This is a genomic window from Infirmifilum tikiterense, from assembly GCF_054696565.1.
The window spans coordinates 1,266,676-1,291,622 of record NZ_CP182482.1 but is presented as its reverse complement, the minus strand read 5'-3'; the positions used below and the strand labels follow the sequence as shown (position 1 = coordinate 1,291,622).

Annotated in this window: 27 protein-coding genes and 1 pseudogene; 9 read left to right on the top strand and 19 right to left on the bottom strand. The window is 61.6% G+C overall.

Annotated features, from left to right (window positions below; all coding sequences use genetic code 11):
* Window positions 1-41 precede the first annotated feature (41 nt).
* The 3 genes from ACNO7C_RS07085 to ACNO7C_RS07075 all read left to right on the top strand — a co-directional run bounded on the left by ACNO7C_RS07085 (window position 42) and on the right by ACNO7C_RS07075 (window position 1,719).
* Window positions 42-248 carry a DUF2283 domain-containing protein gene (locus ACNO7C_RS07085; RefSeq protein ID WP_460024415.1) on the top strand — a complete coding sequence of 69 codons (207 nt, stop codon included), beginning with the start codon at window positions 42-44 and terminating at the stop codon, window positions 246-248.
* 89 nt (window positions 249-337) lie between these two features.
* Window positions 338-985, top strand: a complete 648-nt coding sequence (locus ACNO7C_RS07080) for a potassium channel family protein (RefSeq protein WP_460024414.1) — start codon at window positions 338-340, stop codon at window positions 983-985.
* Window positions 986-990: 5 nt separating this feature from the next.
* Window positions 991-1,719, top strand: coding sequence for a mechanosensitive ion channel domain-containing protein (locus ACNO7C_RS07075; protein ID WP_460024413.1), 729 nt, complete (start codon window positions 991-993; stop codon window positions 1,717-1,719).
* Here the strand turns inward: ACNO7C_RS07075 and ACNO7C_RS07070 are convergent.
* The 7 genes and pseudogenes from ACNO7C_RS07070 to ACNO7C_RS07040 all read right to left on the bottom strand — a co-directional run bounded on the left by ACNO7C_RS07070 (window position 1,700) and on the right by ACNO7C_RS07040 (window position 7,454).
* Window positions 1,700-3,070: an APC family permease gene (locus tag ACNO7C_RS07070; RefSeq protein WP_460024412.1), complete on the bottom strand. Its 1,371-nt coding sequence runs from the start codon at window positions 3,068-3,070 to the stop codon at window positions 1,700-1,702. The two genes, ACNO7C_RS07075 and ACNO7C_RS07070, sit on opposite strands and share 20 nt — an antisense overlap.
* Before the next feature lie 31 nt (window positions 3,071-3,101).
* Window positions 3,102-3,230 (bottom strand): hypothetical protein, encoded by a 129-nt coding sequence (locus ACNO7C_RS07065; protein WP_460024411.1) that lies wholly within the window; start codon window positions 3,228-3,230, stop codon window positions 3,102-3,104.
* 18 nt (window positions 3,231-3,248) lie between these two features.
* Window positions 3,249-3,761: pseudogene (locus ACNO7C_RS07060) on the bottom strand (PIG-L deacetylase family protein); the annotation flags it as partial.
* An 18-nt stretch (window positions 3,762-3,779) separates the two neighbouring features.
* Window positions 3,780-3,920 (bottom strand): hypothetical protein, encoded by a 141-nt coding sequence (locus ACNO7C_RS07055; RefSeq protein WP_460024410.1) that lies wholly within the window; start codon window positions 3,918-3,920, stop codon window positions 3,780-3,782.
* Between the two features lie 340 nt (window positions 3,921-4,260).
* A complete protein-coding gene (locus tag ACNO7C_RS07050; RefSeq protein WP_460024409.1) occupies window positions 4,261-5,028 on the bottom strand; it encodes a class I SAM-dependent DNA methyltransferase in 768 nt (255 codons plus the stop codon).
* Window positions 5,029-5,060: 32 nt separating this feature from the next.
* Window positions 5,061-6,251, bottom strand: a complete 1,191-nt coding sequence (locus ACNO7C_RS07045; RefSeq protein WP_460024408.1) for an MFS transporter — start codon at window positions 6,249-6,251, stop codon at window positions 5,061-5,063.
* A gap of 45 nt (window positions 6,252-6,296) precedes the next feature.
* On the bottom strand, window positions 6,297-7,454 hold the full coding sequence (locus ACNO7C_RS07040) for a DUF763 domain-containing protein (protein ID WP_460024407.1): 1,158 nt from the start codon (window positions 7,452-7,454) through the stop codon (window positions 6,297-6,299).
* A gap of 55 nt (window positions 7,455-7,509) precedes the next feature.
* On the opposite strand from ACNO7C_RS07040, the gene ACNO7C_RS07035 reads away from it, so the two are divergent.
* The 5 genes from ACNO7C_RS07035 to ACNO7C_RS07015 all read left to right on the top strand — a co-directional run bounded on the left by ACNO7C_RS07035 (window position 7,510) and on the right by ACNO7C_RS07015 (window position 11,777).
* On the top strand, window positions 7,510-8,301 hold the full coding sequence (locus tag ACNO7C_RS07035) for a sulfite exporter TauE/SafE family protein (RefSeq protein ID WP_460024406.1): 792 nt from the start codon (window positions 7,510-7,512) through the stop codon (window positions 8,299-8,301).
* Between the two features lie 219 nt (window positions 8,302-8,520).
* Entirely contained in the window at window positions 8,521-9,453 is a 933-nt protein-coding gene (locus ACNO7C_RS07030) for an ABC transporter ATP-binding protein (protein ID WP_460024405.1), read from the top strand.
* Window positions 9,450-10,151: a hypothetical protein gene (locus tag ACNO7C_RS07025; protein WP_460024404.1), complete on the top strand. Its 702-nt coding sequence runs from the start codon at window positions 9,450-9,452 to the stop codon at window positions 10,149-10,151. The genes ACNO7C_RS07030 and ACNO7C_RS07025 overlap by 4 nt, the downstream gene beginning before the upstream one ends.
* Window positions 10,152-10,214: 63 nt before the next feature.
* Window positions 10,215-10,808, top strand: coding sequence for a MarC family protein (locus ACNO7C_RS07020; protein ID WP_460024403.1), 594 nt, complete (start codon window positions 10,215-10,217; stop codon window positions 10,806-10,808).
* Window positions 10,809-10,811: 3 nt separating this feature from the next.
* The gene (locus ACNO7C_RS07015) at window positions 10,812-11,777 is read left to right on the top strand and encodes a hypothetical protein (RefSeq protein ID WP_460024402.1); all 966 of its coding nucleotides are present in this window, start codon (window positions 10,812-10,814) and stop codon (window positions 11,775-11,777) included.
* Window positions 11,778-11,861: 84 nt separating this feature from the next.
* Here the strand turns inward: ACNO7C_RS07015 and ACNO7C_RS07010 are convergent, their stop codons facing one another.
* Window positions 11,862-13,031, bottom strand: coding sequence for an MFS transporter (locus tag ACNO7C_RS07010; protein ID WP_460024401.1), 1,170 nt, complete (start codon window positions 13,029-13,031; stop codon window positions 11,862-11,864).
* 90 nt (window positions 13,032-13,121) lie between these two features.
* Here ACNO7C_RS07010 and ACNO7C_RS07005 point away from each other — a divergent pair, with 90 nt between their 5' ends.
* Entirely contained in the window at window positions 13,122-13,691 is a 570-nt protein-coding gene (locus ACNO7C_RS07005; protein ID WP_460024400.1) for a class I SAM-dependent methyltransferase, read from the top strand.
* Here the strand turns inward: ACNO7C_RS07005 and ACNO7C_RS07000 are convergent.
* The 11 genes from ACNO7C_RS07000 to ACNO7C_RS06950 all read right to left on the bottom strand — a co-directional run bounded on the left by ACNO7C_RS07000 (window position 13,666) and on the right by ACNO7C_RS06950 (window position 24,868).
* Window positions 13,666-15,012 carry a 4Fe-4S binding protein gene (locus ACNO7C_RS07000; RefSeq protein WP_460024399.1) on the bottom strand — a complete coding sequence of 449 codons (1,347 nt, stop codon included), beginning with the start codon at window positions 15,010-15,012 and terminating at the stop codon, window positions 13,666-13,668. The genes ACNO7C_RS07005 and ACNO7C_RS07000 overlap by 26 nt on opposite strands.
* A 5-nt stretch (window positions 15,013-15,017) precedes the next feature.
* On the bottom strand, window positions 15,018-15,785 hold the full coding sequence (locus ACNO7C_RS06995) for a hypothetical protein (RefSeq protein ID WP_460024398.1): 768 nt from the start codon (window positions 15,783-15,785) through the stop codon (window positions 15,018-15,020).
* A 17-nt stretch (window positions 15,786-15,802) separates the two neighbouring features.
* Window positions 15,803-16,729, bottom strand: coding sequence for a PLP-dependent cysteine synthase family protein (locus tag ACNO7C_RS06990; protein ID WP_460024397.1), 927 nt, complete (start codon window positions 16,727-16,729; stop codon window positions 15,803-15,805).
* A gap of 120 nt (window positions 16,730-16,849) precedes the next feature.
* Entirely contained in the window at window positions 16,850-17,641 is a 792-nt protein-coding gene (locus tag ACNO7C_RS06985; RefSeq protein ID WP_460024396.1) for a hypothetical protein, read from the bottom strand.
* 15 nt (window positions 17,642-17,656) lie between these two features.
* Window positions 17,657-18,253, bottom strand: a complete 597-nt coding sequence (locus ACNO7C_RS06980) for an HD domain-containing protein (RefSeq protein ID WP_460024395.1) — start codon at window positions 18,251-18,253, stop codon at window positions 17,657-17,659.
* Window positions 18,254-18,298: 45 nt separating this feature from the next.
* On the bottom strand, window positions 18,299-18,928 hold the full coding sequence (locus ACNO7C_RS06975; RefSeq protein WP_460024394.1) for a TorD/DmsD family molecular chaperone: 630 nt from the start codon (window positions 18,926-18,928) through the stop codon (window positions 18,299-18,301).
* A 46-nt stretch (window positions 18,929-18,974) separates the two neighbouring features.
* Entirely contained in the window at window positions 18,975-19,820 is an 846-nt protein-coding gene (gene nrfD / locus ACNO7C_RS06970) for an NrfD/PsrC family molybdoenzyme membrane anchor subunit (RefSeq protein WP_460024393.1), read from the bottom strand.
* A 6-nt stretch (window positions 19,821-19,826) separates the two neighbouring features.
* Window positions 19,827-20,420 (bottom strand): 4Fe-4S dicluster domain-containing protein, encoded by a 594-nt coding sequence (locus tag ACNO7C_RS06965; protein ID WP_460024392.1) that lies wholly within the window; start codon window positions 20,418-20,420, stop codon window positions 19,827-19,829.
* A gap of 11 nt (window positions 20,421-20,431) precedes the next feature.
* Window positions 20,432-22,942, bottom strand: a complete 2,511-nt coding sequence (locus tag ACNO7C_RS06960) for a molybdopterin-dependent oxidoreductase (protein ID WP_460024391.1) — start codon at window positions 22,940-22,942, stop codon at window positions 20,432-20,434.
* A gap of 176 nt (window positions 22,943-23,118) precedes the next feature.
* On the bottom strand, window positions 23,119-24,315 hold the full coding sequence (locus ACNO7C_RS06955) for an LVIVD repeat-containing protein (RefSeq protein WP_460024390.1): 1,197 nt from the start codon (window positions 24,313-24,315) through the stop codon (window positions 23,119-23,121).
* A gap of 34 nt (window positions 24,316-24,349) precedes the next feature.
* Entirely contained in the window at window positions 24,350-24,868 is a 519-nt protein-coding gene (locus ACNO7C_RS06950; RefSeq protein WP_460024389.1) for a hypothetical protein, read from the bottom strand.
* Between the last annotated feature and the right edge of the window lie 79 nt (window positions 24,869-24,947).

Here is a 24,947-nt window from a genome sequence, read left to right as displayed (position 1 = left end):
TACAAGGAAAAGCTTTAATAACGAACACTAGTAACTATCTCATGTTTAGGAGTGTATACGACGTCTCATCTAACTCTCTTAAGATAGTAACCCTCGAGGGAAAAGAGCCCGTTAAGACGCTGAAAGCTGGAGAAGACATTCTCATTCGCGTAGATGAGCACGGGAACGTGCTGGAGATAGAGTTCAGAGACCCCAAGAAAATCATATCAACTCTTCTAAAGAGCTACCTTGAAGCCCCTACAGTCTAACCAGGAAGCTAGTACTTTATAGGCGTCGTTTTCTCCCCCTGCGAAAGAGATTAGAGTAAGGTCCTTTTCACAGTAAGCCGGGATTGTGCTTGAGGATCGTAGTCGTCGGTGGAGGCTACATCGGGTTTTTCCTCGCTAAGTACTTCGCCCGTAGAGGCGACAGGGTGGTCGTGGTCGAGAAAAGGAAGCCCCTGTGCGACAAGATAGCGAAGAAGATCGACGCGACTGTATTCTGCGGGGACGCGACGCGAGTGGAGGTATTAGAGGACGCTGAAGTCGATAAAGCAGACGTGCTGTTAGCCGTGACTGGCCGCGACAGCGTCAACATCCGAGTTGCAGAGCTGGCTAAGAAGAGGTTTGGAGTCCCACTGGTGGTGGTTCGCGTAGACGAGGCTGAGAACACGCGGAAAGCGATAGAGGCTGGGGCCGATAAGGTGGTGTGCATGGACGACTTCGCCGAGTACTTTGCCAGGGTTGTGACCGCTAAAGGTTACAGGTACCTCTCGAGCTTCAATGGTGAAGCCATCCTCGAGGTCGACGTCCCGCCGGACTCTCCAGTAATCGGGCAGGACGCGCGGGAGATTGAGAGCAGGGGCGTTCGCCTGCTCCTCGCGGTCCAGGACGGAAGACCCGTGATCCCATCAAGCGGATACGTGGTCAAAGCCGACGACAAGTTGATAGTTTTCGGCAGGAAAGAGGATCTGGAGGAGTTTCTGGACTTCGCGTTCAGCGGGTGATGCTGGTGGACGCTTTGCCTGAGAGTTTGATCTTGTTCCTGGCCTCGCTCGTAGGTACCGTTATCGCCGGAAAGCTGTTCTCATGGGCTGTGAGGAGAACGCTCGGTAGGGTGAACAAGGTTCTAGGGGATGCTCTAGCCAGGTTTGGGAGCTGGGGTATATACCTCACCGGCTTCCTCTTCTCGCTGGAGCACCTGAACCTGAGGCTCGAGGTTCTCCTGATCCTCTTTGGGGCCCTAGCGGCGATGCTCCTCCTCGGCCTCAAGGACGTTTTGCCCAACGTCGTCGCCCGACACATGCTCGAGATATACAGGCCCTTTAAAGTCGGGGACTGGATCGAGGTGGACGGGAACGTTGGGAGGGTCGTGGACATCGACGACCTCTACACGGTAATCCTGACGGTTTACCACGAGAGGGTTTACATACCGAACACAGCCCTGTTGAAGAAGCAGGTTGTGAACATAACGAGGAGCGAGGGGGTAGATGTGGTGACGTCCTTCGAGGTGCCCGTGACCGGTGACATCGGCAAGCTGATCTCCCGCCTCGAGAAAACACTCAAGAAAGAGCTTGAGGAGGAGGTGATGGAGGGAGAGCCCGAGGTCTGGCTTTCAGGGATCTCTGGCGGCAAGGCGCGGCTAACTGTCAGAACCCGCATTGGAAACCCTAATAGGGTTCCGGAGGTGAGGTCGAAGATCCTACTCTCTGTGGCAAAGGTTATCTCGGAGCCGGGCTAGCCCTGCGCCTCCTCTGGTAAAGGTAGTAGAAGATCAGCCCCGCCGCGAGCCACGCGAAGCCCACGTTTCTCCCCTCCTCGTGGGACCACACGACCATTAACCACATCACCGTCGTCGATAACGCTCCCAGAAGCGCCGATACTGGGAACTCCACCCTCCTGCCCCTCACCCTGACGGGGATGTTGCCCGGCACCTTGAAGGGCCTGTACCTGTACGGATCCTTAAGCCTGAGCACAATCACCGACAGGTTGACTATGGTGTAGGATATCAGTGCGCCGAAGTTGTAGAGGTCGGCGGCGAGCCCGAGGTGGCCGGCCATCGCAAGAGCGAGCTGCACGACGGCGAATATGAGCACAGCGCGGTAGGGCGTGAGGAACCTAGGGTGAAGCTCGCTGAGCCACTCCGGCAGCATTCCCTCCTTCCCCATAGCGTAGGCCATCCTTGAAACCCCCACGATTCCTGTGTTCGTGGCGACGTAGCACACTGTCATCCCGATGAACGAGACCCATAGGCTCAGCACCTCGCCGTAGGGGAGGTGCTCCGCGACCACAGCCGCTGGATCCTTGTAAGACGCCGCGAGCCTCTCCCACCCTACAACGCCGATTGCCAGGGTTGAGAAGGCGATCGCGAAGCCAATGACCACAGCGCTGACGAACTTTACGGCCAGGGGTATGGTTCTGCCTGCTCTTCTCGTCTCCTCGGCTGTCTGGGATATCACCTCTATCCCTAGGTAGGAGGCCATCGCGAGCGTCGAGGCGTATATGAAGTCGTGCAGTGTTGGGTTAACCCCGATCATCACCTGGTCGAAGAAGGGCTTGAAGCTGGTGAGGTAGCCGAGGCTCATTATCACCAGCAGGCCTGATATGTCGGCCAGGACTAGCGCAGAGCTGAACCTCGCCGACTCCCTGATTCCCAGAATGTTCAGCGCCACGAGGATGGCTACGAGGATGGAAGCCGTCATGCCGAAGTAGGGGTCGCGGTGAAGGAGCGGGAAGAGGTGCCCCAAGTACCCCGTTGTCGCGAGGGCGAAGATCGAGCCTGTCACAATGTAGTCGAGGAGGAGGCTCCAGCCGCTTATAAAAGCAGCCAGTCTCCCGAAGGCCCTTTCAGCGAACTTCATCCCTCCACCCGCCTCGGGGATCGCGGAGCTCAGCTCGGCGTAGCTTAAGGCGGTGAGAAGGTAGGAGATCGAAGCCACAGCGAACGCTAGGGGGGTTGCTGGACTAGCGTAGGACGCCACCAAGCCGAGGGTCATGTAGATGCCGGCTCCCACGTCGGCGTAGCCGAAGCTGAAGACGCCGAGAAGGCCAATCCTCCTTTTAAGCCTCTGCTCTCCCTCCGAACCAGGCACAAAAGTGACAGTATCGTTAAGCTAAAAAACTTTAGACGATTTCGGAGAGGGAGACGGCGTGGAGGAGCGCGTGAGGAATCACGCGGAAAGCCTCTGCCATTTCGGAGCCTATGGCTGCTCCGAAGGCGGCCGCTAGCGTTTCAAGCTGCTGAACGGTCACAGGCCACGTGGCCTCGAACTAGCTCCTGTGCTTCGAGAGAGCCTCCATCTTACGCGCGAAGGTTCTCGAGACGTCGTGGAAGTAATTCGGCCTAGAAGTGTAGTAGTAAACGACGGCGGCGACGAGGTGAGGTGGGAGGTCGCGAAGGACGAGGGGAAGGGGGGAGAACATGACGGCCTCTGAGACCAGCCAGCCGGTAATCCTGTGATCGGGGTGCGCCTCGTACATCAGCCAGGGATCGGGAGCCAGCACGACGTCGGGCTTCTCCTCGCGGATCGCTCTGATCACGCGGCTTCGGGCTTCAGGCGTGTAGGGAAGCTGGATGTCAGGGTAGTCGAGCCAGTGAATCCTCGTGACCCCGATGACTTTAGCGGCCTCCTCCTGCTCGCGCCGCCTGGTCTCAGCGAGCTTACGGGGCTCTAGAGAGAGGTCTGAGGCGCCCATCGAGCCGTCGGTCATCGTAAGGTAGACTACCTCGACGCCCTTGTCGGCCAGATCCGCCAGCGTTCCCCCGGCGCCGAACTCGCAGTCGTCTGGGTGCGGCTGGGCTCAGAGCACCTTCCTTGCACCCTCAAAGGGCGCGCCGATCTCCGGGAAAGCTTCGAGCGCGAGCTCCCTGAGGGCCTGCACAAGGCCGAGCCTGGAGACGAGCTTCCTCACCCTTTGAGCGTTTTCAGCGGGGAACCCCACACGCTACTCCGCGCTTCGCGCACTAAAAGGTTTTTTGCGGTACCCCTCCTTCCTAGCACCTCAAGTGCTCCACGGATAAGGCTGTGTAGACAAGCGCGGTGATGGCCGCGTGGGGTCAGTGACAGCGCAAGCCCGTAAGCAGGCACTCCCAGCGCGGATGAGAGGAGGAAGTAGAAGATGTAAGTGTTCCTCCTCCCGTCTACCTTCACGAAAGTCATGCCCAGGCTACCGGTCGCGAAGCTACCCTGTAGCTCCCACGACTGCTGTAGCCACCTGGCCGGAGAACACTCCTGCCGCACCCGCACGCATACGAAAACGTCAGATCGAGTAATACTAACCCCTAGAGGGCGCGCGCGACGACCACTACTTCGGGGCTGAGCTCCGTGAAGGGTTTGCAAGCGTAGTCCTCGAACATCGCCCTCACCTCGAAGCCCGCCTCCCGCAGGTAGTGCTTTATCTCGCGCGGCGAGAAGAGCCTTATGTTTATCCTGTGCGTGAAAACGTCGATTTTGCTCTGGGGCAGGTCTATCACCGACCACGTGATCTCCAGGAGCGCTGCCTGGTTGTGGAGGTCGAGCCTCCAGGTTTCCTCCTTTATGGCGAGCATCGACCCAGACCTGCGGAATCTCGCTGAGGGTGTCTCGTAGTAAAGCCTCTTCTCCTGCACGCCGACCAGGTTCCAGGTGTCGAAGACGAAGAGGCCGCCCGTGTTTAGGTGAGCCCTGATCGCCTTGAGCGCGCTCAGCAGGTCGTCATCGTCGACGAAGTAGCTCATGACGCCGTACATGGCTATCGCCGCGTCGAAGCGCCTGCCGGCGCTGAAGGACCTTATGTCCGCTTGCACGAACGAGGCGTTCTGCAAGCCCCTGCTCTTCTCGCGGGCCTTCTCCACCATCTCCCGGGAAACGTCCACGCCTAAAACGCTGTACCCCCTCCTAGCCAGCTCAAAGCTGTGGATGCCCGTCCCGCAGCCCACGTCAAGCACGCTCCTCACCGGTATCGCCGAGTGCTCGCGGAACATCTTCTCCAGAAAGTCCGTCTCAGCCTTCACATCCCTGTGCGAGTAAAGCAGGTCGTAGTACAGTGCGTAGTAGTCTGTCTCACCCACGCGGTGTTAAGAGAAAGGTTATTAAAAAATCTTTACGCCCTTCGCCTGCGTATCACGCGGAGCAGTAGAGCGGTGCACGTGGCCTGGGTCGCGAGGACGTAGACGCCGCTCACCCACAGTGGGAGGTTCAGGTCGATCATCAGGCCGTAAACCGCGCCGGATAGCAGCGATCCCAGGCCGACCGCGGTGCTGAAGAAGCCGTAGGCCGTAGCTCTCACGGAAGGCTCCGTAAGGTCCCCCACCGCCGCCCTGTAGACCGACTCCTGGGAGCCGAGGACCTGCCCGAAGACCAGCGCTGAGAGAGCTATCGGCGCGAAGCCGCGCTGCAGCGCCAGGAACGGCACCGCTATCGAGAGCGTGAAGGGGAAGAGGAGCACCCAGAGCCTGTACCTGTCGTACAGGAGCCCGAAGACCAGCGCGAAGATAGCGTCCACGAACTGTATCGCGGCGTAGAGGACGGGGGGCAGCCAAGAGCCCATCTGCGCGACCTCCGGCGTTTCCGCCGCAAGGTAGAGGATGAGGGAAGCTGGGAACAGCCCCACCGCGTTCACGAAGACGGCCGCGATGTAGGCCGCAGCCTCCTTGCCCAGAGCCCGGCCCTCCCCGCTCTTCCTCTCCTCCCTCATCTCGACCGGGAGTGCGGTGGTCGACCTGACGTAGGCCAGGGTAAGCATCAGGAGGGCGTAGGGGATTATCGAGTAGAAGAACGCGAGCCTGTAGCTCGACGTCACCGCCAGCACGGCGGCGAAGAGCAGCGGACCGCTCGTTGCTCCTACCTGGTCGAGGAGCTCGTGCAGGCCGAATGCCTTGCCGCTCCCGATGCTCTTGGAGGCGAAGGATATTATCGTGTCGCGGGACGGGGTCCTAATGCCCTTGCCGAGCCTCTCAAGGATGACCAGGGCTGCCGCGAGGGCCCAGCCGAGGCCGAGCGCCTCGCTCAGGGGTATCAGGGGTATCGCGATTATGAGGCCGTAGCCTAGGAAGACGAGGGCCCAGTAGCTCTTCGTCTTGTCTGCGAGGACGCCACCCAGGAGCCTCGAGAAGTAGGATGTGAGCTCTCCCAGCCCCATGACTGTGCCTACGACAGCCGCAGACGCCCCCAGGTACTTCATGTACTCCGGTATAGTGCCCCTCGAGCCCTCGTATACGATGTCACCCAGGAGGCTTACCAAGCCGAAGGAGAGAATGAGCCTGTAAGCCTTAGCCTTTTCGCTGCCCGCCAAGCTGAACCGCCGAGGTGATAGGGATCAGTCAATAGAAATACTTTTTCACGTCGGCCGCTTCTCCCCCTCGGGCGGCTCCCACTCCTTCGTCAGCTGGGCCAGCCGCCCCAGCACCCACCCCGAGTAGACCTTCCGCTCGAGCAGCCTGCTGAGTATCGACAGAACCTCGTCGTAGGTCCTCCTGTCGACGGGGAAGGGGACTCCGTCCTTCCCGCCGACAGCGTAGGCGAACTTGAAGGGGTCAACGGGGTGCGTGACGGGGTCCCGCCAGGAGGGCGGGGTCTCGTAGACGAGCTCCGCGATGAGGGCTAGAGCTCTAACGGTCGAAGGCCCCACGCCGCGGATCGACAGGAGCTCCGCGTAGCTGCTCACACCCGCCTCGCGGGCCGCCTCAAGCCCCCTCCTCTCAGGCTTGGGCACCCCGAGCTTAGCGTACCTTTCGAGGACCCCCCTGACGTCGACCCCCTCGTAGGGCTTGTAGAGGACCAGCGGCCTGTAGCCCGAGGCTAATGCCTGGGCCTGCCTCAGGTATCCCTCGATCCTCGCGGCACCCTCCTGCGCAAGGTCTACGGCCAGCCTCCTGAAGCCCGATGCCTCCGACGCCACTGTGTTGAGCGCGAAGGGCTCCCGCACCCCCATGATCCCGGAGTGGGGCTCGTTCACGGGGTCTGTCACCCTGCCGGAGAACCAGTGCCACCTCCTGGCGAGCCTGGCGCCCGGGTTCATGCCCTGCTGGACGACCGCCCAGGCACCGTCCTCCGAGACGAAGAAGGCGTGGTGATAGAGCTGGTAGCCCGCCTGCACGGCGGCGCTGTCCACCTTAGCGACGAGGTACGAGGTCCTGGTGTAAGCGGCGGGGTCCAGTCCCAGCTCGCCAGCATGCCTCTCGAGCTCCGCCGGGGTCTCGAGGCTCCTCCTGCCCTTCCCGCCGGCAACCCTCACGCCCAGATCCGACGCGTTGAGGACGGCCTTCAGGATGCCCGTGGTCACGGTCGTGGACCCCGAGGAGTCCCAGTCCATGCCGATGAGGTTGCTCAGCGCCTGGAAGTACACCGGGTCTGCAAGCCTCTCGAGCAGCCCGCGCGGGCCATACTCGTCGACGATGAGCTCGGCGACTACAGCGGCAAGCCTGGTCATCCTTCTAAGCAGCCAGGCCGGGACAGAGCCCGTGTGGAGCGGTAGCTCCGCTACGCCTACCCTCATCTCTAACAAATGTTAGGAAATCAAGGATTTAAACCTAAGCGTAGTTCTCCGAGGCGTGTCGTGGACCACGGTCTTGGTAGCGTTCACGGTAGGCCTACTAGCAGGCACCGTGACGGGCTTCACCGGTGCTAGCGGGGTTGTAGTCGTGGTACCCTTGCTCAGCTTGCTGTGCGGCTTGACCGTGCACAGCGCCATAGCCGCTAGCCTGTTCGTCGACACGCTGGCATCTCTCACGGTCGCGTACACTTACTTCAGGAACGGGAGGGTTGAAGTCAAGGACGGGGTGATGATAGGCTTAAGCTCGATTGCCGGCGCCCAGATCGGTGCCTTTATAGCCTCAGCGACTCCCGAGTCCCGCATCTCGAGGGCCTTCGGCGTTTTCACGATAGCACTGGGAATTATGATGATGCGGCGCAGCAGAGGCCAGGGCCTGCTGTCGAAGGACTTTTCGGGGATAACCTCGCGCCTCCCGCCTACCCAGAGGGTTCTCGCGACGGTGATCTTAGGATTCGGGGTTGGAGTGATCACCGGGGTCTTCGGCGCAGGTGGAGGCTTGATGTTCCTCTTACTTCTCGTCGTCGTCCTGGGAGAGCCGCTTCACAAGGCTGTCGGGACCTCTACGCTCATCATGGCCTTGACCGCTTTCTCGGGCACCGTCGGGTACCTGGTCCACGGCTTCCTCGACGTGCTCTACAGCGCAGCCACTTCTGTAGGCAGCATATTAGCTGGAGCAGCCGCTTCCAGGGTAGCTAACAGGTTGCCGGAGCGAACACTCTCCATGGTTATGGGACTCGTATTCTTGGCCATCGGCGCGCTGATGATACTTCTAAGAGGTGGGCTGTCGTAAGGCTGAGCCGATACTAACACCCCTCACACCTTGACCACGGCGAAAGAGAACCCTTCCCACCGCTAAGTCCCCAGGCACCAGCCTCCGGCTTGGAGCCAGGGGTATTCAAGCGAGGGTAGTACATGCTGCACTGTGCCGCCGCACTGCATATTGCTCTAAAAAAGGATTTCAGCGAGAGCAGAGATATAAACCACTTTTCATAAACTTTAAGCGTTGCATATGCGCTCGGGCGAGACCTTTATCGAGGCCTCGCACCTCGTTAAAGACTACGGCTCGGTTAGGGCGATAGACGGCCTAAGCTTCGAGACCGGCGCGAGCGTCCTCGCGCTCGTGGGGCCGAACGGCGCGGGGAAGACCACCTTCGTGAAGATCGCGACGTGCCTCCTCAAGCCCACCTCGGGCAAGCTAGAGGTTCTGGGATTAGATGTGACGCGTGACTCGGGGGAGCTGAGGAGGAGGATCTCGCTTCTCCCGCAGGACGCTAGCCCCGACACGGGCGCCACGCCTCTGGAGCACGTCGCTTACTACCTGTTCGCGAGGGGCTACGGCATGGCTGATGCTAGGGCTCGAGCGAGGGAGGTCCTCGAGCGGCTCGGGCTGTGGGACCACAGGGACAAGCAGTGCCTCAGGCTTTCCGGGGGCATGAGGAGGCTCGTCCTGCTCGCCATGGCCCTAGCCCCCGACGTCGACGCGGTTTTCCTCGACGAGCCCACGTCGGGGCTGGACCCCGTCAACAGGGTGAGGATCTGGGGTGAGGTCAAGAGGATGTCCAAGGAGGGGGTGCGCGTGCTCGTCACCTCGCACGAGATGGACGAGGTGGAGGAGAACTCCGACGAGGTCGTGATGATAAACAGGGGCAGGCTCGTGGCCAGGGGCTCGCCGGCTGTGCTCGCCTCAGAGGTCTCGGGGCTGGCTAGAGTGGAGGTGACCCTTCCCGGGGAGGGTGCCTACGAGAAGGTGCGCGAGGCTCTCAGCGGCCTCACGTCGGTTAAGGGGGTATACAAGGTGGGGTCGGTGGCCGTGGCCTACGTCGAGAAGCACGCGGCTGCCGAGGCGGCGGCGAGGATCTCGGAGGCGGGGGGCGGCCTGGACGTTAAGGTGGGTAGGTGCGGGCTGAAGGACGCGTTTTTCCTGAGGGTGATGCAGCCGTGAGGGGCGCGCTGGGAGTGGCGCTACTGGTCTCGCGCAGGGGCTTCAGGGCGTGGCAAACGTACGTGAACTCAATCCTCTACACTGTTTGGCTTCTCGCCCTGTTCTACGTGCTGGGCGGCGCCAAGCTGCTCCCGCACGTGCTGGTCGGCGCGGTGCTCTCGCTCGCGCTGAGCTCGGGCTCCTCGAGCGCAGTGTACGAGGCGTACTACAGCCTCATCAAGCTCGAGGACACTTTCCTCGCCTCACCCGTGGGCATGCTGGAGTTCAGGTTCGGGCTGGCCCTCGGCTTGCTACTCCCCTCCGTGGCCACGATCCTGGCCTACTCCGCGCTCCTGGCGCTCTCGGTCAGCGCTCACCCGCTCGCCGTCGACGCGGCGCTCATCCTTATAGTGCTCGTTCCCTGGGCCGCGGGGGTTTTGCTGGGCTACGTTGTAGCCAGGGGTGACCTGAACGCGGGCCCGAAGGTGAACCTCATAGGAAACATCCTCACACTCGTGCCGCCGGTGTACTACCCCGCCAGCATCCTGCCCGAGGCTGTCAGGCCGCTCAGCTACTTGGCTCCGACGTTCAACGTAGCTGAGCTGGCGAAGATGCTTCTCGGCGTCGAAGCAGTGGATGCCCACCACGCTGCTGCGTGTGGCTTCTTCCTGGGCCTAGAGCTCGCAGCCCTCTGGGTGTTGGCGAGGAGGGTGCGCTGAGCGGCCTCAAGGCATGCGCGCACGGTGTGTAAGGTTTTTCTAGGTGCGGGTCTGTAGTGTCGTGTGCGGGAGTACTGGGACGCGTTCGTGATGCTGTTCATCGTGCTCGACTCGGTCGGGAACATACCCATCTTCTACGCTCTCACCGGCAACATGAAAGAGTGGGAGAGGAGGAGGGTGTTCGCGAAGTCCGTGCTGATAGCCTCCACCCTGCTGGTCTTCTTCATGCTTTTCGGGTACTCGTTCTTCACGTACTACAACGTGACCTTCACGGACTTCAAGATCGCCGGGGGTATCCTCCTACTCCTCCTGGCGCTGGAGGGGCTCGTCGGCAGGGTGGAGGCGGAGACGCTGAGGAGCGAGGACGTGGCAGTGGTGCCCATGGCGACACCGCTCCTCGCTGGGCCCGGGAGCATATACGTGGTCATGTACCTGGACAGCGTCTACGGGACCCTCCCCACGCTCGCCTCGATAGCGCTGAACACGCTGATAGCGTACGCAATCCTGTCGGGAAGCCACCACATAATCGGGAAGGTGGGAAAGAACACCGTGCTCGTCCTCGCCAGGATTTTCTCGCTACTGCTCGCCGTGCTCGCTGTTTCAATGATCAGGTCCGGCCTCGAGGACGCGCTCCGCGAGGTGCTCAGCCGGGGCTAGGCGATGAGCGTCCAGCTGAATGAAGAGCAGCTGGAGTTCTTGAAGGCGGCCCGCAGAGCCCTAAGCCTGAAGCAGGTTTCGCGGGAGTCGGGCCTGCGCTACGCCGTGGCCAGGAGGATCCTGCGCGAGCTCTCAGGCGTCGTAGCCTTCAGGTTCCTCGTGGACTTCCCGGTCATTAAGCTGATGCCCGCCGCGCTCCTCGCGTCGGGGGGTTGCCCGACTTGGCTGGCCTGCACGTTCGTCTCGAAGCTGGAGGGGGAGCATGAGTTCCAGCTGTGCCTGGGCTTGGCGCCAGCCAAGAAGGTCCTATGGGGAGAGCAGGAGGAGAACGGGGTCTTGAGAGGCCTCGAGCTGGTCTTCTGGGATCCCTCGGGCTTCCCGCTTGGGCGTGCAAGAAGGCCGAGCGAGGAGGACTACGCCCTCCCCGAGGAGCCCAGAGTGTACGCGCTGAGGCCCGACGTCGTCGACGCCGCACTGCTCTCGTTCAAGCTGGACGCCCCCTTCCTAAGGGTGTTCACGGCCTACGGGAGGGCGCGGAGCCTAGACGACTCTCTCCCGAACCTAACCACTCAGGCAGTGGAGTACCACTTCAAGAGGCACGTCAAGCCCGCGTGGACCGGCAACGCGGCCTACCTGCTTATCCCAGACTCCAGCATCCCAGTCCAGGTGTACCTGGTCGAGGGGTGGCGGAGCTGCGCGCTCGCAAGGGTGACGTCGACCCTCACGGGGTACCGGTTCGCCCTCCTCGACAAGAAGAGAGCCCTCATCGTGAGCCAGTTCCCCGCGCGGGAGAAGGTCGAGTTCTACAGGGCTGTTAGAGCCCTAGAGGTGAGGAACGTGTACGGCGAGCTCATAGTACCGCCAGGAGAGGCCGCGTACAAGAGGCCGCTTCTCTGGAAAAGCCTGAGAGAGGGGGGCTGGTCTCACAGCTTCGAGTGCGTGGACAGCCCGAGGCCCGTTTTCCCGTAGCCCCACGGATGGGCAGAGGGCTGAGCGCGAGCCCAAGCGCCCGGTTGCCGATTGAGAGGAAAAGCCATCTATTGAGGCCGCTGCTCAACCTTCTTTTCCTTTGAAGAGGCCGTAGAGGAGGAGCACGCCCGCCGTGTAAATGATTGCCGTGAAGTAGAGCGGGTAGTCCGGGTTCACGCCCATGAGCAAGCCTCCTATGGCCGAACCGAAGCCCCCCGCCAGCTGCCACGCGAGGGTGCTCAGCATAGTATACCGTGAGCGCTCCTCCTCGCCCACCAGCCTCATGCTCAGCGACCAGAACAGCGGGTTGCATGCGTTCATAAGCACGCTCCTCGCTGTGAAAGCTGTAGCGGAGGCGAGGAAGCTCGGGGCCCAAGCTGTGAGCAGAAGGAGGGGGATCGAAGCGGCCTGCATAAGTACGATGGCGTGTAGCGTGCCCATTCTTGAGTAGACGACCGGGGCTAGTGAGGTTGCGGGTATCATTAGGAGGGTTTCCGCGAGCATACGGCTTCCGAGCTCGCCGGCCTCCACCCCGAACTTCAGCATGAAATAGTAGTTTATCATCCACACAGACGCTCCAGCGCCGAGGGCTGTCACAGCGTTCACAGCAGAGAGGAGAACGGTATTCCTCGTGAAGGCGAGCTTGAAGCTCTTGCCACCTTTAACGTCGCGGCTCCGCACAGCGAGAAGGAGCGGGAAGCTGGCCATGGAGACCACACCGCCCGCGAGCATGAACAGCCTGTAGGCATTTACCAAACCACCCAAGGATGACGCCGCGAGCTGGGGCAGCCAGGAGAGAGCCATGCCGATCGAGCCGCCGGCCAGCCCGAGGATCTGGGATAAGGACGCCACGGAGTCCAGCATCTCCGGCGGAGTCACGTCGGCGAGGAGCGGGTTCAGCGAAACCGAGGCCAGCGCGTTTCCCAGGCCGAGGAGGGCGAAGCCAACGTACAGGGGGCCTGCCCCGTCCCCGAGCACCACTAGCGGGAAGCCCGGGGCTGAAAACGCCAAGGATGCGAGCGCTACCCTCTTCCTGCCGTGCATGTCCGCTAGGTAGGCCGACGGCACTAAGGCGAGGGCTGTTGAGGCGGACATCACAAGCTGCAGCGAGCCGACGTCCTGGGGGGAGAGGCCCAGGTGCTTGAGGTAGGGCTGAAGGACGACATTCATCACAGCGCTGCCCAGGGAAGTCATGAAGCCCAGCAATAGCAGTGCGGCGATGCTCCTGTCTATTCTCTTCAACATGTTCTCCATGCGGGTCAGCACTACATGTAACAAGCCACTATTATATAAGATTTACCTTACATAATGCTAAAAGTACAGGGAAGTGCGGGCTAAGACACGGTGCACTTGCAGCTCGGTAGGCTCCTGCTACTCGCCCTGTACAGGCTAGCCCCCCAAGGAATATACGGGAAGACGGCAGGCGCGATCGCTCCCGGGAGAGTGCTGCTCGATGTGGGTGGCGCCAGCGGGAGACTCGCCGAGAGCGTCGGCGCCAGGTACGAGCTGTCCCTGGTGCTCGACGTGGACGCCGCGCACTTTCCGCGGCGCAGCCCAGCCGGGGTCGAGTTTATCTGCGCGAGCGCCTGCTACCTTCCGCTCAGGCGCGAGTCCGTTGACTCTGCCGTGTTTCACGACTCCCTGCACCACATGGACGACCCCGAGAAGGCTATCCAGGAGGCAACAGAGGCTCTGAGGGTAAACGGTAAGCTCTACGTCTTCGACTTCGACAGGTGTGGGCTAGCGGGCAGAGCTATCCTGCTCTTTGAGAAAGCACTCGGCTTCCCCGCGAGGCTCATGACGGCCGAGGAGCTGGAGCGGCTGATAAGTGGCCTGCGGGTGCTGAGTGTGAGGCGTGGAGCGCTTTCAACTCTCACCCTCGTCGCCGTCAAGCCCTCTCGAGGAACTCCTTGAGCTCGTCTGCTAGAGATTCCTGCTTGCACTTCTCGCAGAGCCAGAGCTTCTCCACCTGCGCCTCGGAGACGCCGGCCTTCCTCAGCTTCTCCGCAATCCTCACTATCCTCGCCTGGGGGCCTATGGGCGCGCCGCAGCGCCTGCAATGGGCTTCCGGAGAGCTGGCCACCGCGATTGGGGAGCGCGCTGACAGCAGCGCGGGGTTCGCGGCTCTCACGAGGCGCACCGCCTTCTCAGGGCACACCGAAACGCAGGTGCCACAGCCTATGCAGTCCGAGTGGGTGAACAGGAGAGTGTAGCCCTCCCCGTGCCGGAGTGACAGGGCGTGGGTGGGGCAGGCCTTCTCGCATGCCCCGCAGAGCGTGCAGGCTTCAGCGTCCACCTTTACGCGGAAGAGGGGGAGGCGGCTGAGGGGGATCCAGCTGCTCTCGCCGGAGGCCAGGGGGGCGATGATGTCTGGGAGCTTCTCGCCTGAGACCGGTTTAGCCTCCTTGCTTGACGTGATGAGCTCGGCCTCGCGCACCAGCGCGAGGTACTCCTCGACCGCCCTGCCCCTGGGGCACTTAGCCCTTAGCTCGGCGGGGCAGTGGAACACCACGTTCAGCCCCAGCTGCCTGGCGAAGAGGTACTCGTGTATCCTCAGCGCGGCCACGCACGGTAGCTCAACGACGGCCCCCTTCAAGCTGCTGCTGTACACGCTGGTCCTGCCCTCGGGGCACGTCACGACAACGCCTTGGGCGCCGCTCGACTTCAGCTCGTAGAGCAGCCTTCGCAGCGCGGCAGGGGGGAAGGCTGGGACTAGTAGGAGGCCTGATGGGCAGGAGGAGGTGCACAGCCCGCACTCCACGCACTTCTGCTCCGAGACTCCCGGGGGTTTCCCGGATAGGGCGTCGTAGGGGCAGGAGCTGAGGCAGAGGCTGCAACTCTTCAGTGATGAGCACTGCGCGTCTCGAACCTCCGGCATCGCAGTGTACGTGAAGAACACCCCTAGGCCCGCCTTCAGGATCTCGCGGCGTGACACGGTCTTGCCAGCCTCTGAGACGACGACCGGTATGTACTCCGCCGAGGCCTCCAGGTACGCCTTGTGCGACCTGACGAGGCCATCCAGGCTAACTCCGGAGAGCGCCGGATCCCTCTCCGAGTCGATGTAGACTACGCGGTTCCACCTTGCACCCATCCTCCTTAGCTCCCCCCTGATCCTCAGCCAGTCCCCTGGGCTCCACGCGCCAACGACGACGAGCCCATCCAGCTCACCGAGCCTCCTCGCGAGCTCTTCGGGAGCCGGTGGGCTAGGGTACTCTGCGACCTCTACTTCGGGCACCGGCCTCACACCCCCGCAGGTGGCTGTTGCGGGGTGGAGGAGAGGATCCTCGTGCACTCCTCCATAGCGAGGTAGAAGGCGACCGCCTGGAGGCCCGCGACGACCACGAGGCCTGGGAGCATAGCTGCAGGATTAGGGATCAGGCCCACGAGGACGCCCCCGAGGATGTACGCCACCGTCAGCAGAGCGACGTGCTTGAACCTCTCTGACTGGAGGGCCCCTCCCAGCTCGTAGAAGAGCATTATCATCCCAACATCCCCCACGAAGCCGAGGATGCCGGCGAGAACGACAAGGATGAAGGGCACCATCAGCAGTGCCACCAGCATAATCAGACTCTCTGCCTGAGCCGCTTGCATCAAACCTGGGAGAGCACCCGCAGCGAGAGCAACCGCGGCAATGAACGCCGAGACGCCTGCGGCCAGCGCCCCCCAGTAGCCTATGTACAGCAGCTTCCTTGGCGTGTCGAAGACAGAGGGCCTCCACTTAGCGAGGTGCTTGCTCGAGGGGAGTAGCTTCGCGTAGATAGCGTAGAGGCTTATTACCCCGGATGCTAAGCCAAGCAGGGCTCCGATGATTAGCAACGGTAACCACGCGATTATCCTGCTCGCCAAGCCGCGAATCGAGGTTTGAGCCGTCAGGGGGATCGAGAGCAGGGCTGGGACCGCAGACAGGATAGCCACGCTAACTAAGATTCCGAGGATCGAGGCTACGAGCAGTAGCTTCGAGGCGCTGCGAAGGTCCCTAAGGCCTGCGACTAGGTGATCCTGCTCCACAAGACAGACGTGTATACTTACAATATATTCTTTCCTGGCGAGCTTTCGAGGAGGCTCGCGTAGCGGAATATCGAGTCGGGGGCTAGGGTGACGATTGCGCCGTCGCACTCCCCGGCTACCCTGAGGACGCCGGCGATGTTCGCGCCCGTGGATACTCCCCCGAGGATCCCCTCCTCTCTCGCGAGCCTAAGCATCCACTCCATCGCCTCCCTTAGGGAGACCTCTACTACGGCGTCGACAAAGTCCCGGTTGCGGGCGAGTATGTCCGGTACCGTGGAAACCGCTAGGCCCTCAATCTCCTCCCCCCGCCCTACGCCGCCTGCCACCGGCGAGCCCTTCGGCACCACTGCCACAGCCTTAACCCTTGGGCCGATGACGCTCTTGAGGTACTTCGAGACACCCACGATCGTCCCTCCGGTTCCCACGCCCATGACGAAGCAACCCACCCTGTCCCCCAGCGCCCTGTAGATCTCGGGCCCCGTGGTCTCGAAGTGCGCCCTCACGTTCGCCTCGTTCGAATACTGGGCCAGGAACACCCCTCCCCGCTCCTGGGCGACGCGCTTTGCCACGTTGATCATGTGGTCCGGGTGGTCTCGGGGGACCTTCGGGGCGAAGACGACCTCGGCTCCGAGCGCCTTTATCACCGCTACCTTAGCGGGGGAGGTGCCTTCCTCCAAAACGATGACGGCCCTGTAGCCTAGCCGCCCCGCGATCCACGCGACGCTGATCGCAGTGTTTCCGCTGGATGCCTCCACCACCGTCCCGCCGGGCTTGAGGAGGCCTCTCTCGACCGCGTCCCTGATCATGTAGAGGGCGATCCTATCCTTGTGGCTACCAGTGGGGTTCAGGTACTCGAGCTTAACGTACACCTCGCAGCCGCTTAGGGGCTCTATCCTCCTGAGGCGTACCAATGGCGTGTTGCCGATGAGATCCTCAACACTCATCACGCTACCGTGAGACTCACGGAGGATAAAAGTTTTAACCTGGCTCTGTGGCGTGGAAGTTGAGGAACCGGTGACAGGGCCTTCAGCGGTCTGAGCCCCGTGATGAGGTCTCGGGGTTTCTCACCTCTTCTGCCTTAGCGCGAGCTCGATGCGGCAGACGCTGTCGCCCCTGGCTATGCAGCTCGTTTCCCTGGCCTCGATGGAGGTCCTGTCGGCGCCCCACAGCTCCTCAAAGATGCCCGCGACCAGGCCCTTCAGTATGGAGGACTCGAAGCCCGCGACCCCCCTCATCGCGCCGCACTCGGCGCTGCCGTGAACCGTGACGGTTGCGTGCGATTCGGTGACGGACTCCCAGAAGACCTTGCCCAGCCCCATGTGACGTAGCACCTCCGACACGGCGACGAGGAGGCTCCTCCCTTCTAGCCCGAGGCCCCTCAGCCCTCGGGCCAGCTCCCGTCCATAGGCGAACGAGGCGCTGTAAAGGGGCAGCAGGAGGGACCTGCCCAGGAGCCTCCAGCTCTCCCTCAGCATCGAGCCGAAGAGCTCGGAGTCGAGAACGAGGGCTCTGCGCGTGCCCTGTAGCACGGGGAACCCCCAGCTCTCCACCGCCAGCCCCTTAGCCGGCCCTGGTGCGCTGTCCACGGCTTTGACACCCTCTAAGCCCCCGAGGCAGGCCATGAATGGCTCTAGGCAGCCCTCGCTCCTACACGAGGCGGAGAGGAGGAGCACGTCCACGAGCTCCCCCCGCGTTGTCCACAAGTTCAGGAGCTCAACGTCCCTGCCCGCGCACCGAGCTATTCCCGAGAGGAGAAGGGAGAGGTCTGCGCCCTTCTCCGCCAGCAGCAACACGAGGCGGACGTCACGCCCCGGGTAGACGACCAGTCCTGAAAGACCAGTTGCAGGCTCACCCATCGAGTAAACACGCCTTCACACAGTTTTAGGCTTTATGGCGAGCTCCTCGACGAGCCAGCTCACGGCGGTCCGCGTCCTCGCCTCCAGCTCCTCGGCAATCCTCCTTGAAGCCTCGAAGTGTAGCAGGCTTTTGAGCGTGAATATCTTCTCCTCGAAGTGGGCGAGGCTGTCCTCCACGCTCCGCCCCGTCTCGAAGCCGTAGACCAGCACCCTCAGGAAGCCGACGACGCCGAGGGCGTCGAGCTTGTCAGCATCGCTCAGGACCATCGCCTCCACGCTGAGGGGCTTCACGCCCCGGCTCCTGGCGTAGCTGAAGCTGTGGTACTCGATGGCGTTAACGACGAGCTTCACCTCCCTCTCCCCCACACCCCACTCTCTCAGCAGGCTCTCAGCGAGCCTGGCGGAGTAGTAGGCGTGGGGCTCCCCGAGCTTCCTGCCGATGTCGTGGAGGTAGACTGCCACCCTGAGCAGGTCCGCGTCAACGTTGCCCACCTCCGAGGCTATCCTCTCCGCGAACCTCATCACGCGCTCCACGTGGGGGAAGCCGTGCACAAAGTCCTCCCCTAGCAGCTCTCGGGCGAGCCTCCCAGCAACCTCCACGAGCCCCTCCACGCTGGCACCCCCACACCTCAGTTGCAAGCGACCTAATAGGTTTACTCAGCGGCAGAAGTTGCGTGTCGCGAAGAACATCTCCTCGAGCTCGGCGACCTCGCGCAGGAGCCGCGCGGAGGCCCGGTAGTTCTCCAGGAGGGCGTGGCTTTCTAGGCAACTGGCGTACGGCTCCGCCCACACCGAGATGTGGTCCTTGAAGAGCCTCTCCTGGAGGCAGAGGAAGCTCTCGTCCTCGAGGCTTCTCAAGACTAGGTAGTGCATTAGCTCTAGCTCCAGCGCGACGTGCTCAATCGGCTGCCTGGCGATGGGTGAGGGCTCGAGCCCTGCGGTCCTGTATATCTCGAGAAGGCTGCTGTAGCCCGAGCCGTAGATAGTGCGCTCGCCGTCGCGCCAGTACGTCTCGTATGGCGGGCACGCCAGGTGAGGGCAGTCGTTCACGAAAAGCCTAGTGTACTCGACGAGAAGACCCTCCCGAGGGATAGACAAGGCCTCAATCCACGAGCCGGTGAACAGCTCGAGAGTTCCTGCGTCTAAGCGTAGCTCCTGTACGCTTCTCAGCAGGGGGAGGAGTTTCACAAGCTCGTCCACAGCTCCCGAGTCGCTCGGCGTGTGGAAGGCGAGGCTGAGTACCTTGTAGACTAGCCCGCGCTCCTGGAAAAGCCTAACCTCAAGCAAAAACGAAACACCCTTCCGGAAGAAATAGAGTAAAAAAAGATATTTTTTACCAGGGTAGCTCAATCACGCCGGCGTACACTATCAGGAAGCGTGCAAGCAGGCTCTGGAGGATGAGGAGCAGCGCGATCGCTAGTAGCAGTGCTTTAGACGGCTTCTTGTAGTAGTAGAGCTGGAGGGCGAGTGGAGCGAGGAAGCCTAGGATGTAGAGCGCCGCTGTCGCGGAGAGGAGCTCCGAGAGCATCAGGTCTATTGAGGCCCTGAAGGCCTCGGTGCTGATGTTGGAGAGAGCGAAGTACAGGGTGAATGTGATGAAAGCCAGGAAGGTTGAGAGCACTCCCAGGTCGAGGAAAGCCCTCGGCACCTCCTTTTTCAGGGCGTAGGCCACGAGGGCGTAGAGGCCGACTCCGCTCGACAGGGCCAAGAGGATGAAGAGGACAGGTGTGGCGGGGCTCCTCCACAGGTGTATGCTAGTCCTGGCGAGCAGCGTCCCGGTGTAGGTCATGACGAGGAAGGCGAAAACCGCGCCGAGCCACCCTAGGGCCTTCATGGCTTTCTCGTTCGACGCGTAGGGTAGCTTCAGGACCGCGGGGAGCGCGAAGAGGCCTCCGAAGAGGAGTGTCAGTATGTTGAAGAAGACTCCGAGGGCCATCACAGATCCTAGGTTGGGCGTGAGCACCGTGTAGATGGCGGCTTCTGGCTTGCCGAGGTGGGTTATCAGCACCAGGAGCCCCAGGAGGAGGGACGCCAATCCAGCGAAGGCCGCTTTCAGGCTGAAATCCCTGTCGCCCTTGAGGTACTGGTAGAACGCAAGCAGGTAAGTGGCGACGCCCATCCCGCCCAGAGTGAGGTCTAGGACGATTCTAATATCCCAAGCGTGCTGAACCTCCATCATCCCAGCTCACCTCCTCATGGGTAGTATGTAGAACACCTTTGGCTTTGTCCCCTCCTCTTTCTTGAACACGGTTGCCGCACCGGAGGCGACCACCTTCGAGATCTCGCTGTTCGGGTCTTCGAGGTCTCCGAACATCCTGGCTCCCGTCGGGCATGTGGCTACGCAGGCGGGCAGCTCGCCCTTTGCTAGCCTGTGCTCGCAGAACGTGCACTTGTCGATGGAGCGGATGTAGGGGTCCCAGAGCCTCGCGCCGTAGGGGCAGGCCTGGACGCAGTACTCGCATCCAATGCACTTCTCCTTGTTCACGAGCACGATGCCCTCCTTGGTCTGGTAGCTGGCGCCCGTGGGGCACACCGAGACGCAGGGCGGATCCTCGCAGTGCTGGCATATCATGTGCATGTAGTACATCCCGACGTTGGGGTAGGTGCCCGTGATGTAGGTGTTGATGTAGGTTCTCTTCTTGAAGCCCTCGAGCGCGGGCAACCCCTCGTTAATGGCCCTGAGCGCCTGCTCCCTCCTGTTCTCCGCTATGCACGCCATAACGCAGGCTCCGCAACCCACGCACTTGTTCAGGTCTATAACCATCCCGTACCTGGTCATCTACACCACCCCTAAGCCTTCTCAACCCGGACAACCACCTCCTGCGACATAATGCCCCCTGCGACGGGGTCGGCTTTAACCGACGTGAGGGCGTGGTACGGCACGCCGAACTTGGTGAAGTGCAGGGCCTCGCTCGAGTGGCCGAAGTCGCTGGAGACCCAGATGGTGTCCTCCCTGATGAGCTCGGTGGGGAAAGCGATCGCCTCGACAGCCCTGCCTGTCTCGACGTTGACGAGCCTGATCCTGTCGCCCTTCTTGATCCCGAGGCTCTCGGCGACCCTCCTGTTGATCCAAGCCATCCTCTTGAAGTCGGGCGTCAGCACCGAGAGTAGCGGCTCGTCGGCCGTAGATGTGTGCGTCATCGTGGGCACGCGGCCGTAAATCAGGTAGAACGTCTGCTTGCTGTCGGCCTTGTTGATGACCTCGGGCTCGCACCAGGCGACGATGGGGTCCCAGTACGGCTGGTACCCTTTCTTGGCCTTGATGCTGTTGAGGGCGAAGCTGAACAGCTCTATCCTCCCAGTCGGTGTGAGCAGCTGACCGGCCTGGGCCTTCTGGGCCATCTCCCTCCTCAGGGTCGCGGAGTCCTTGACCACGACAAGGCCTTCTGATTCGAGCTTGGCCACGTCCAGGTTCCTCGTCGAGGCCTGAAGCCTGCGTATACCCCTCACACCGTCCTTCTCGTAGGCGTCCTTGAGCTTAGGGGCCATCGCGGCGGGGTCGGCGGCGCCTAGCGCCTTAGCCAGGTTCAGCCAGAACTTCTCGTAGTAGTCGGTGCCCAGCTTCTTTAGTATACCGACTATTATGTCAACCAAGTGCCTGGTGTCGTAGAGCGGTTGCACGGCCGCGACCCTCGTCTGGAAGCCCACGACTGGGGCGTAGGCCATTCCGTAGAGCGGGTCGTCACGCTCGAGGTACGTCGATTCCGGAAGGACGATGTCAGCGTAGAGCACCGTGTCCACGGGGTATATGTCGATCGCCACTACTTTCTCGAGCTTCTTGAGCGCCTCGCGCCACCTCGCCGAGTCGGGCGCGGTTAGAGCTATGTTCGCTGAGAAGAGGAACAGTGTAGAGACCTTGTAGGGGTCTCCCTTCTCGATGGCGTCAAGGAACCCCTGGCACGTGAATCCCTTCGACGCCATTGCAACTCCCTGCTTTGTCCCCCATATCCTCATCACGCTCTCCTCGCTCACGTCAGGCGTCGGAGACGCTGTGCTACCGACCCCGGTGATCAGCACGCCGTCCTTCACGAGACCCCCCACGAGGGCGTTGAGTACCGCTGCCGCCCGCCAAGTCATCACGCTGTTCTTGTACTTGGGATCGTGCCAGCCGGTGTCGACGGCCGCTGGCCTGGTCTTCCCGAACTCGACTCCGACCTGCCTGATCAGCGAGGCGGGGACTCCTGTGACGCCCTCAGCCCACTCGGGAGTGTACTGGGAGACCTTCTCCTTGAGAAGCTGGAAGACCGGCTTAGCTTTCTTGTCCCCAACCGTGAACTCGCCCTCGAGTGCGGGTAGGATGGCCTCCTCGTGCTTGACCGCCTTGTTCTGCGCGAGGTCCCACACCAAGTACTTAACCTTGCCCCCCTCTGTCCCGGCGGTGAGCGGTGTTCCGTCCTCAGCAACCAGCATGGGAGCGTTCGTGTACTTCCTGAGGAACTCGGCGTCGTAGAGGCCCTCGCTGATCACCACGTTGATGAGAGCCAGAAGGAAGGCGAGGTCCGTTCCCGGCTTTATGGGTATCCAGAGGTCGGCCTTAGCCGCGGTCTCGCTGAACCTCGGGTCCACGACTACGAGCTTGTAGTTGCCCAGCTTCCTGCCGGCCCGCGCGCCGTGAACGACGCTTATGCTGCCGAAGAAGTTCCTCCTGATCACGATAAGGTACTTAACGTTCTCGTAGTCCACCAGTATCTGGGAGTGAGCACCAACGCCTATGGCCGTGCTCCAGCCGAAGGCTTTCGGGAAAAAGCAGGTTGCACCCGGTATGCCGATTGCGTTCGGGGTGCCGATCGTATCCGCGAAAGCCTTCATGTAAGGCTCTAGGTACAGACAGGTCGGCCAGCCCCCGAGCATGAAGACCTCCTTAACCCTCCCCTCGCTGATGAGCTTTTTGAGGTGCGCCGCGACTGCCTCGAGGGCCTCGTCCCAGGAAGCCTCCCTGAAGCCCTGGAATGTCCCCCTCGCGGCGGGGTTGTCGCGGATAAGAGGCTTTTTAAGCCTGTCGGGGTTGTAGACCCGGAAGAGGCCGGCTTGCCCTCTGGCGCAGATCGTGCCCAGGTTCGTGGGGCCCTTTGGGTTGCCCTCGATCTTCTCGATTTTACCGTTCCTGACGCGGACGAGGATCTGGCAGGCGGCCGGGCACATCATGCAAATGTTCGGGACGAGCTTCTCGCCCTCGGCCTGCAGGCTCGTCTCCTGGCTCGCGGGCTTGAGCAGGCGTAGCGCAGGAGTACTCGTGGACAGGGTTACTGCAGTGAGCCCTGCGGCTTTCAGGAAGTCCCTCCTTGTGACAGTTGTTGTCATAACGCTATCCTAACATATTTTCATGCTTATAAATCATTGTATAACAATATTTATATAATGACATCGGTATTAGATGAGAGAAGTTAATATTTTTATATGTCAATATTTTTCAGTGCTTCGAGCCTGCAGGACAAATAAGTGGTGCTTAGCTTAGCGTGGGTGGGGCTGCTCGGCCTCTAGCCCTTTCTCCTTCTGCGCGAGATGGCGACTGCCGCGGCGGTAATACTGGCTATCATAGCCAGGGATGCTACAGCCTCAGGTAAAGCGATCGCTAGGGGCTGGCCCTGCTCCTGACGCTGGGGCGGGGCCGTGGTGTTGGCAGGTGGGGGTGGGCTGGGTAGCGTCGCGTTCCTCACCCCGAGCTCCAGCTTGATGGCGTAGACTGACCAGCGGGGTCCCTGCTGCTCTTTCTCGGCCGCGGCGACGTAGACAGTGGTGTGGTTCACGGCCATTGAGCCAAGGGTGGGGTGAGCCGGGTTCTGGGAGAGCTCGAGGATTGCGGCTACGTCGAGGGTGGTTGAGTTGAGGATGTACAAGAGGGGCTTCACGGACTCCGCGTACAGTGCGATGTAGCCGTCCACCACCGCGAGCTTGTAGCCCCCCACCGACGATTTAGCTAGCATCGCGCCGCTACTGTCTAAAACGATGGTGCCGTTGGGGCCCGTGACGTACACGAGCCCCTCCCCGCTCAGGGATACCGAGAAAGCGTAGCCCCCGATGCCCGGCCGGAGCCCAAGAAGCGGGCTCATGTTTGCCGCGATCTTCTCAACCCTCCACGTGAAGCCCCCGGGTGTGAGGGCTGTGCCGGCGAGCCAGAGCGAGCCATCGCCTAGCGCGCACGAGTACACGCCGGTGTTGGGGACCCTCGGGCTGTACGTCGCGACGAGCTTCAGGCTTTCGAGGTCCCGCTTCTCGACCCTCACTCCAGCCGTCGAGGAGTCGATGCCGGCCACGTAGAGGTACCTCCCGTCTGCCGCGAGCGCGGTCGCGTAGCCGGCGACACCGGTGTAGGACCCCAGCAGGGTGAGGTCATCGCCGAAGGAGGCCACGATCCACCTGCCATCAGGGGATACGCCGGCGACGAAGAGCCTGCCCCCGGTGTAGAGGCAGGAATAGAGGATGCTCGCGCCGCGGTACGAGTAGCTCTTGACGAGCCCCCCGCTCAGAGGGTCTCTAACCTCGATCCGAGCCGTGAGGTTTGAGCCCGCACCCGTGTAGCCGACGACGTAGAGGCTTCTCCCGAGGCAGACTGAGAACGCAGCCCCCTCCGCCGAGGTGACTCTCCAGAGAACCCGGGCTTCGGGGGGCTGCGCCAACGAGTATTGAGAGGCGAGGAGGAGCGCGAGGAGAGCGATGGCTAGGAGGGGACGCATACGAGGTACAACAACAGTAGCCGTATATTTGCTTTTAGGGTTCAGGGCAGTCACTGCTTCCGCTTCGCAGGAAAGCGATGGCCTTCTCCAGGAGCTTCCTGTGGTACTCCTCCCTGGAGGCAAGCTCCTCGAAGAGAAGGGGCTCAACACAGCGGGACAGCGAGGCCACCCTAAAACCGAGCTTTGCGTAGTTCTCCTCACCGGCGAGGTTCTCCACCTTTACTTCATCCTCGAGCAGGCTGGCTAGCTCCTCGGGGCTTGGAACCCAGCCAGAGTCGAGCCTGGCGACGAGCTCCCGGTACCTCCTGATCGCTGAGACCCCGGCCTCCCCTATGCGCCGCGCGCAGTCCGCGACCTTAGGCTCACTGCCGGTAGCCTGAAGCACGGAGAGCAGGAGCTCCCTGTGGGCTCGGCTTTCCCGAGCTATGTGACGGAGCAGGATCTGCAGGTAGCCACTTTTAACCACCTCTGATAGCCTCTCGAGAAAGGCTGCGACCCATTCTTCGAGCTCTGACAAACATTGGAAGTACTCCTTTGAGAGCCCTATGCTCATGCACCAGCTACTGTGCAAATTTATAATAAAATTTTTGCTCTGAGAACATTGACCTGCGGTGGAAACTTTGTGTAAGTAT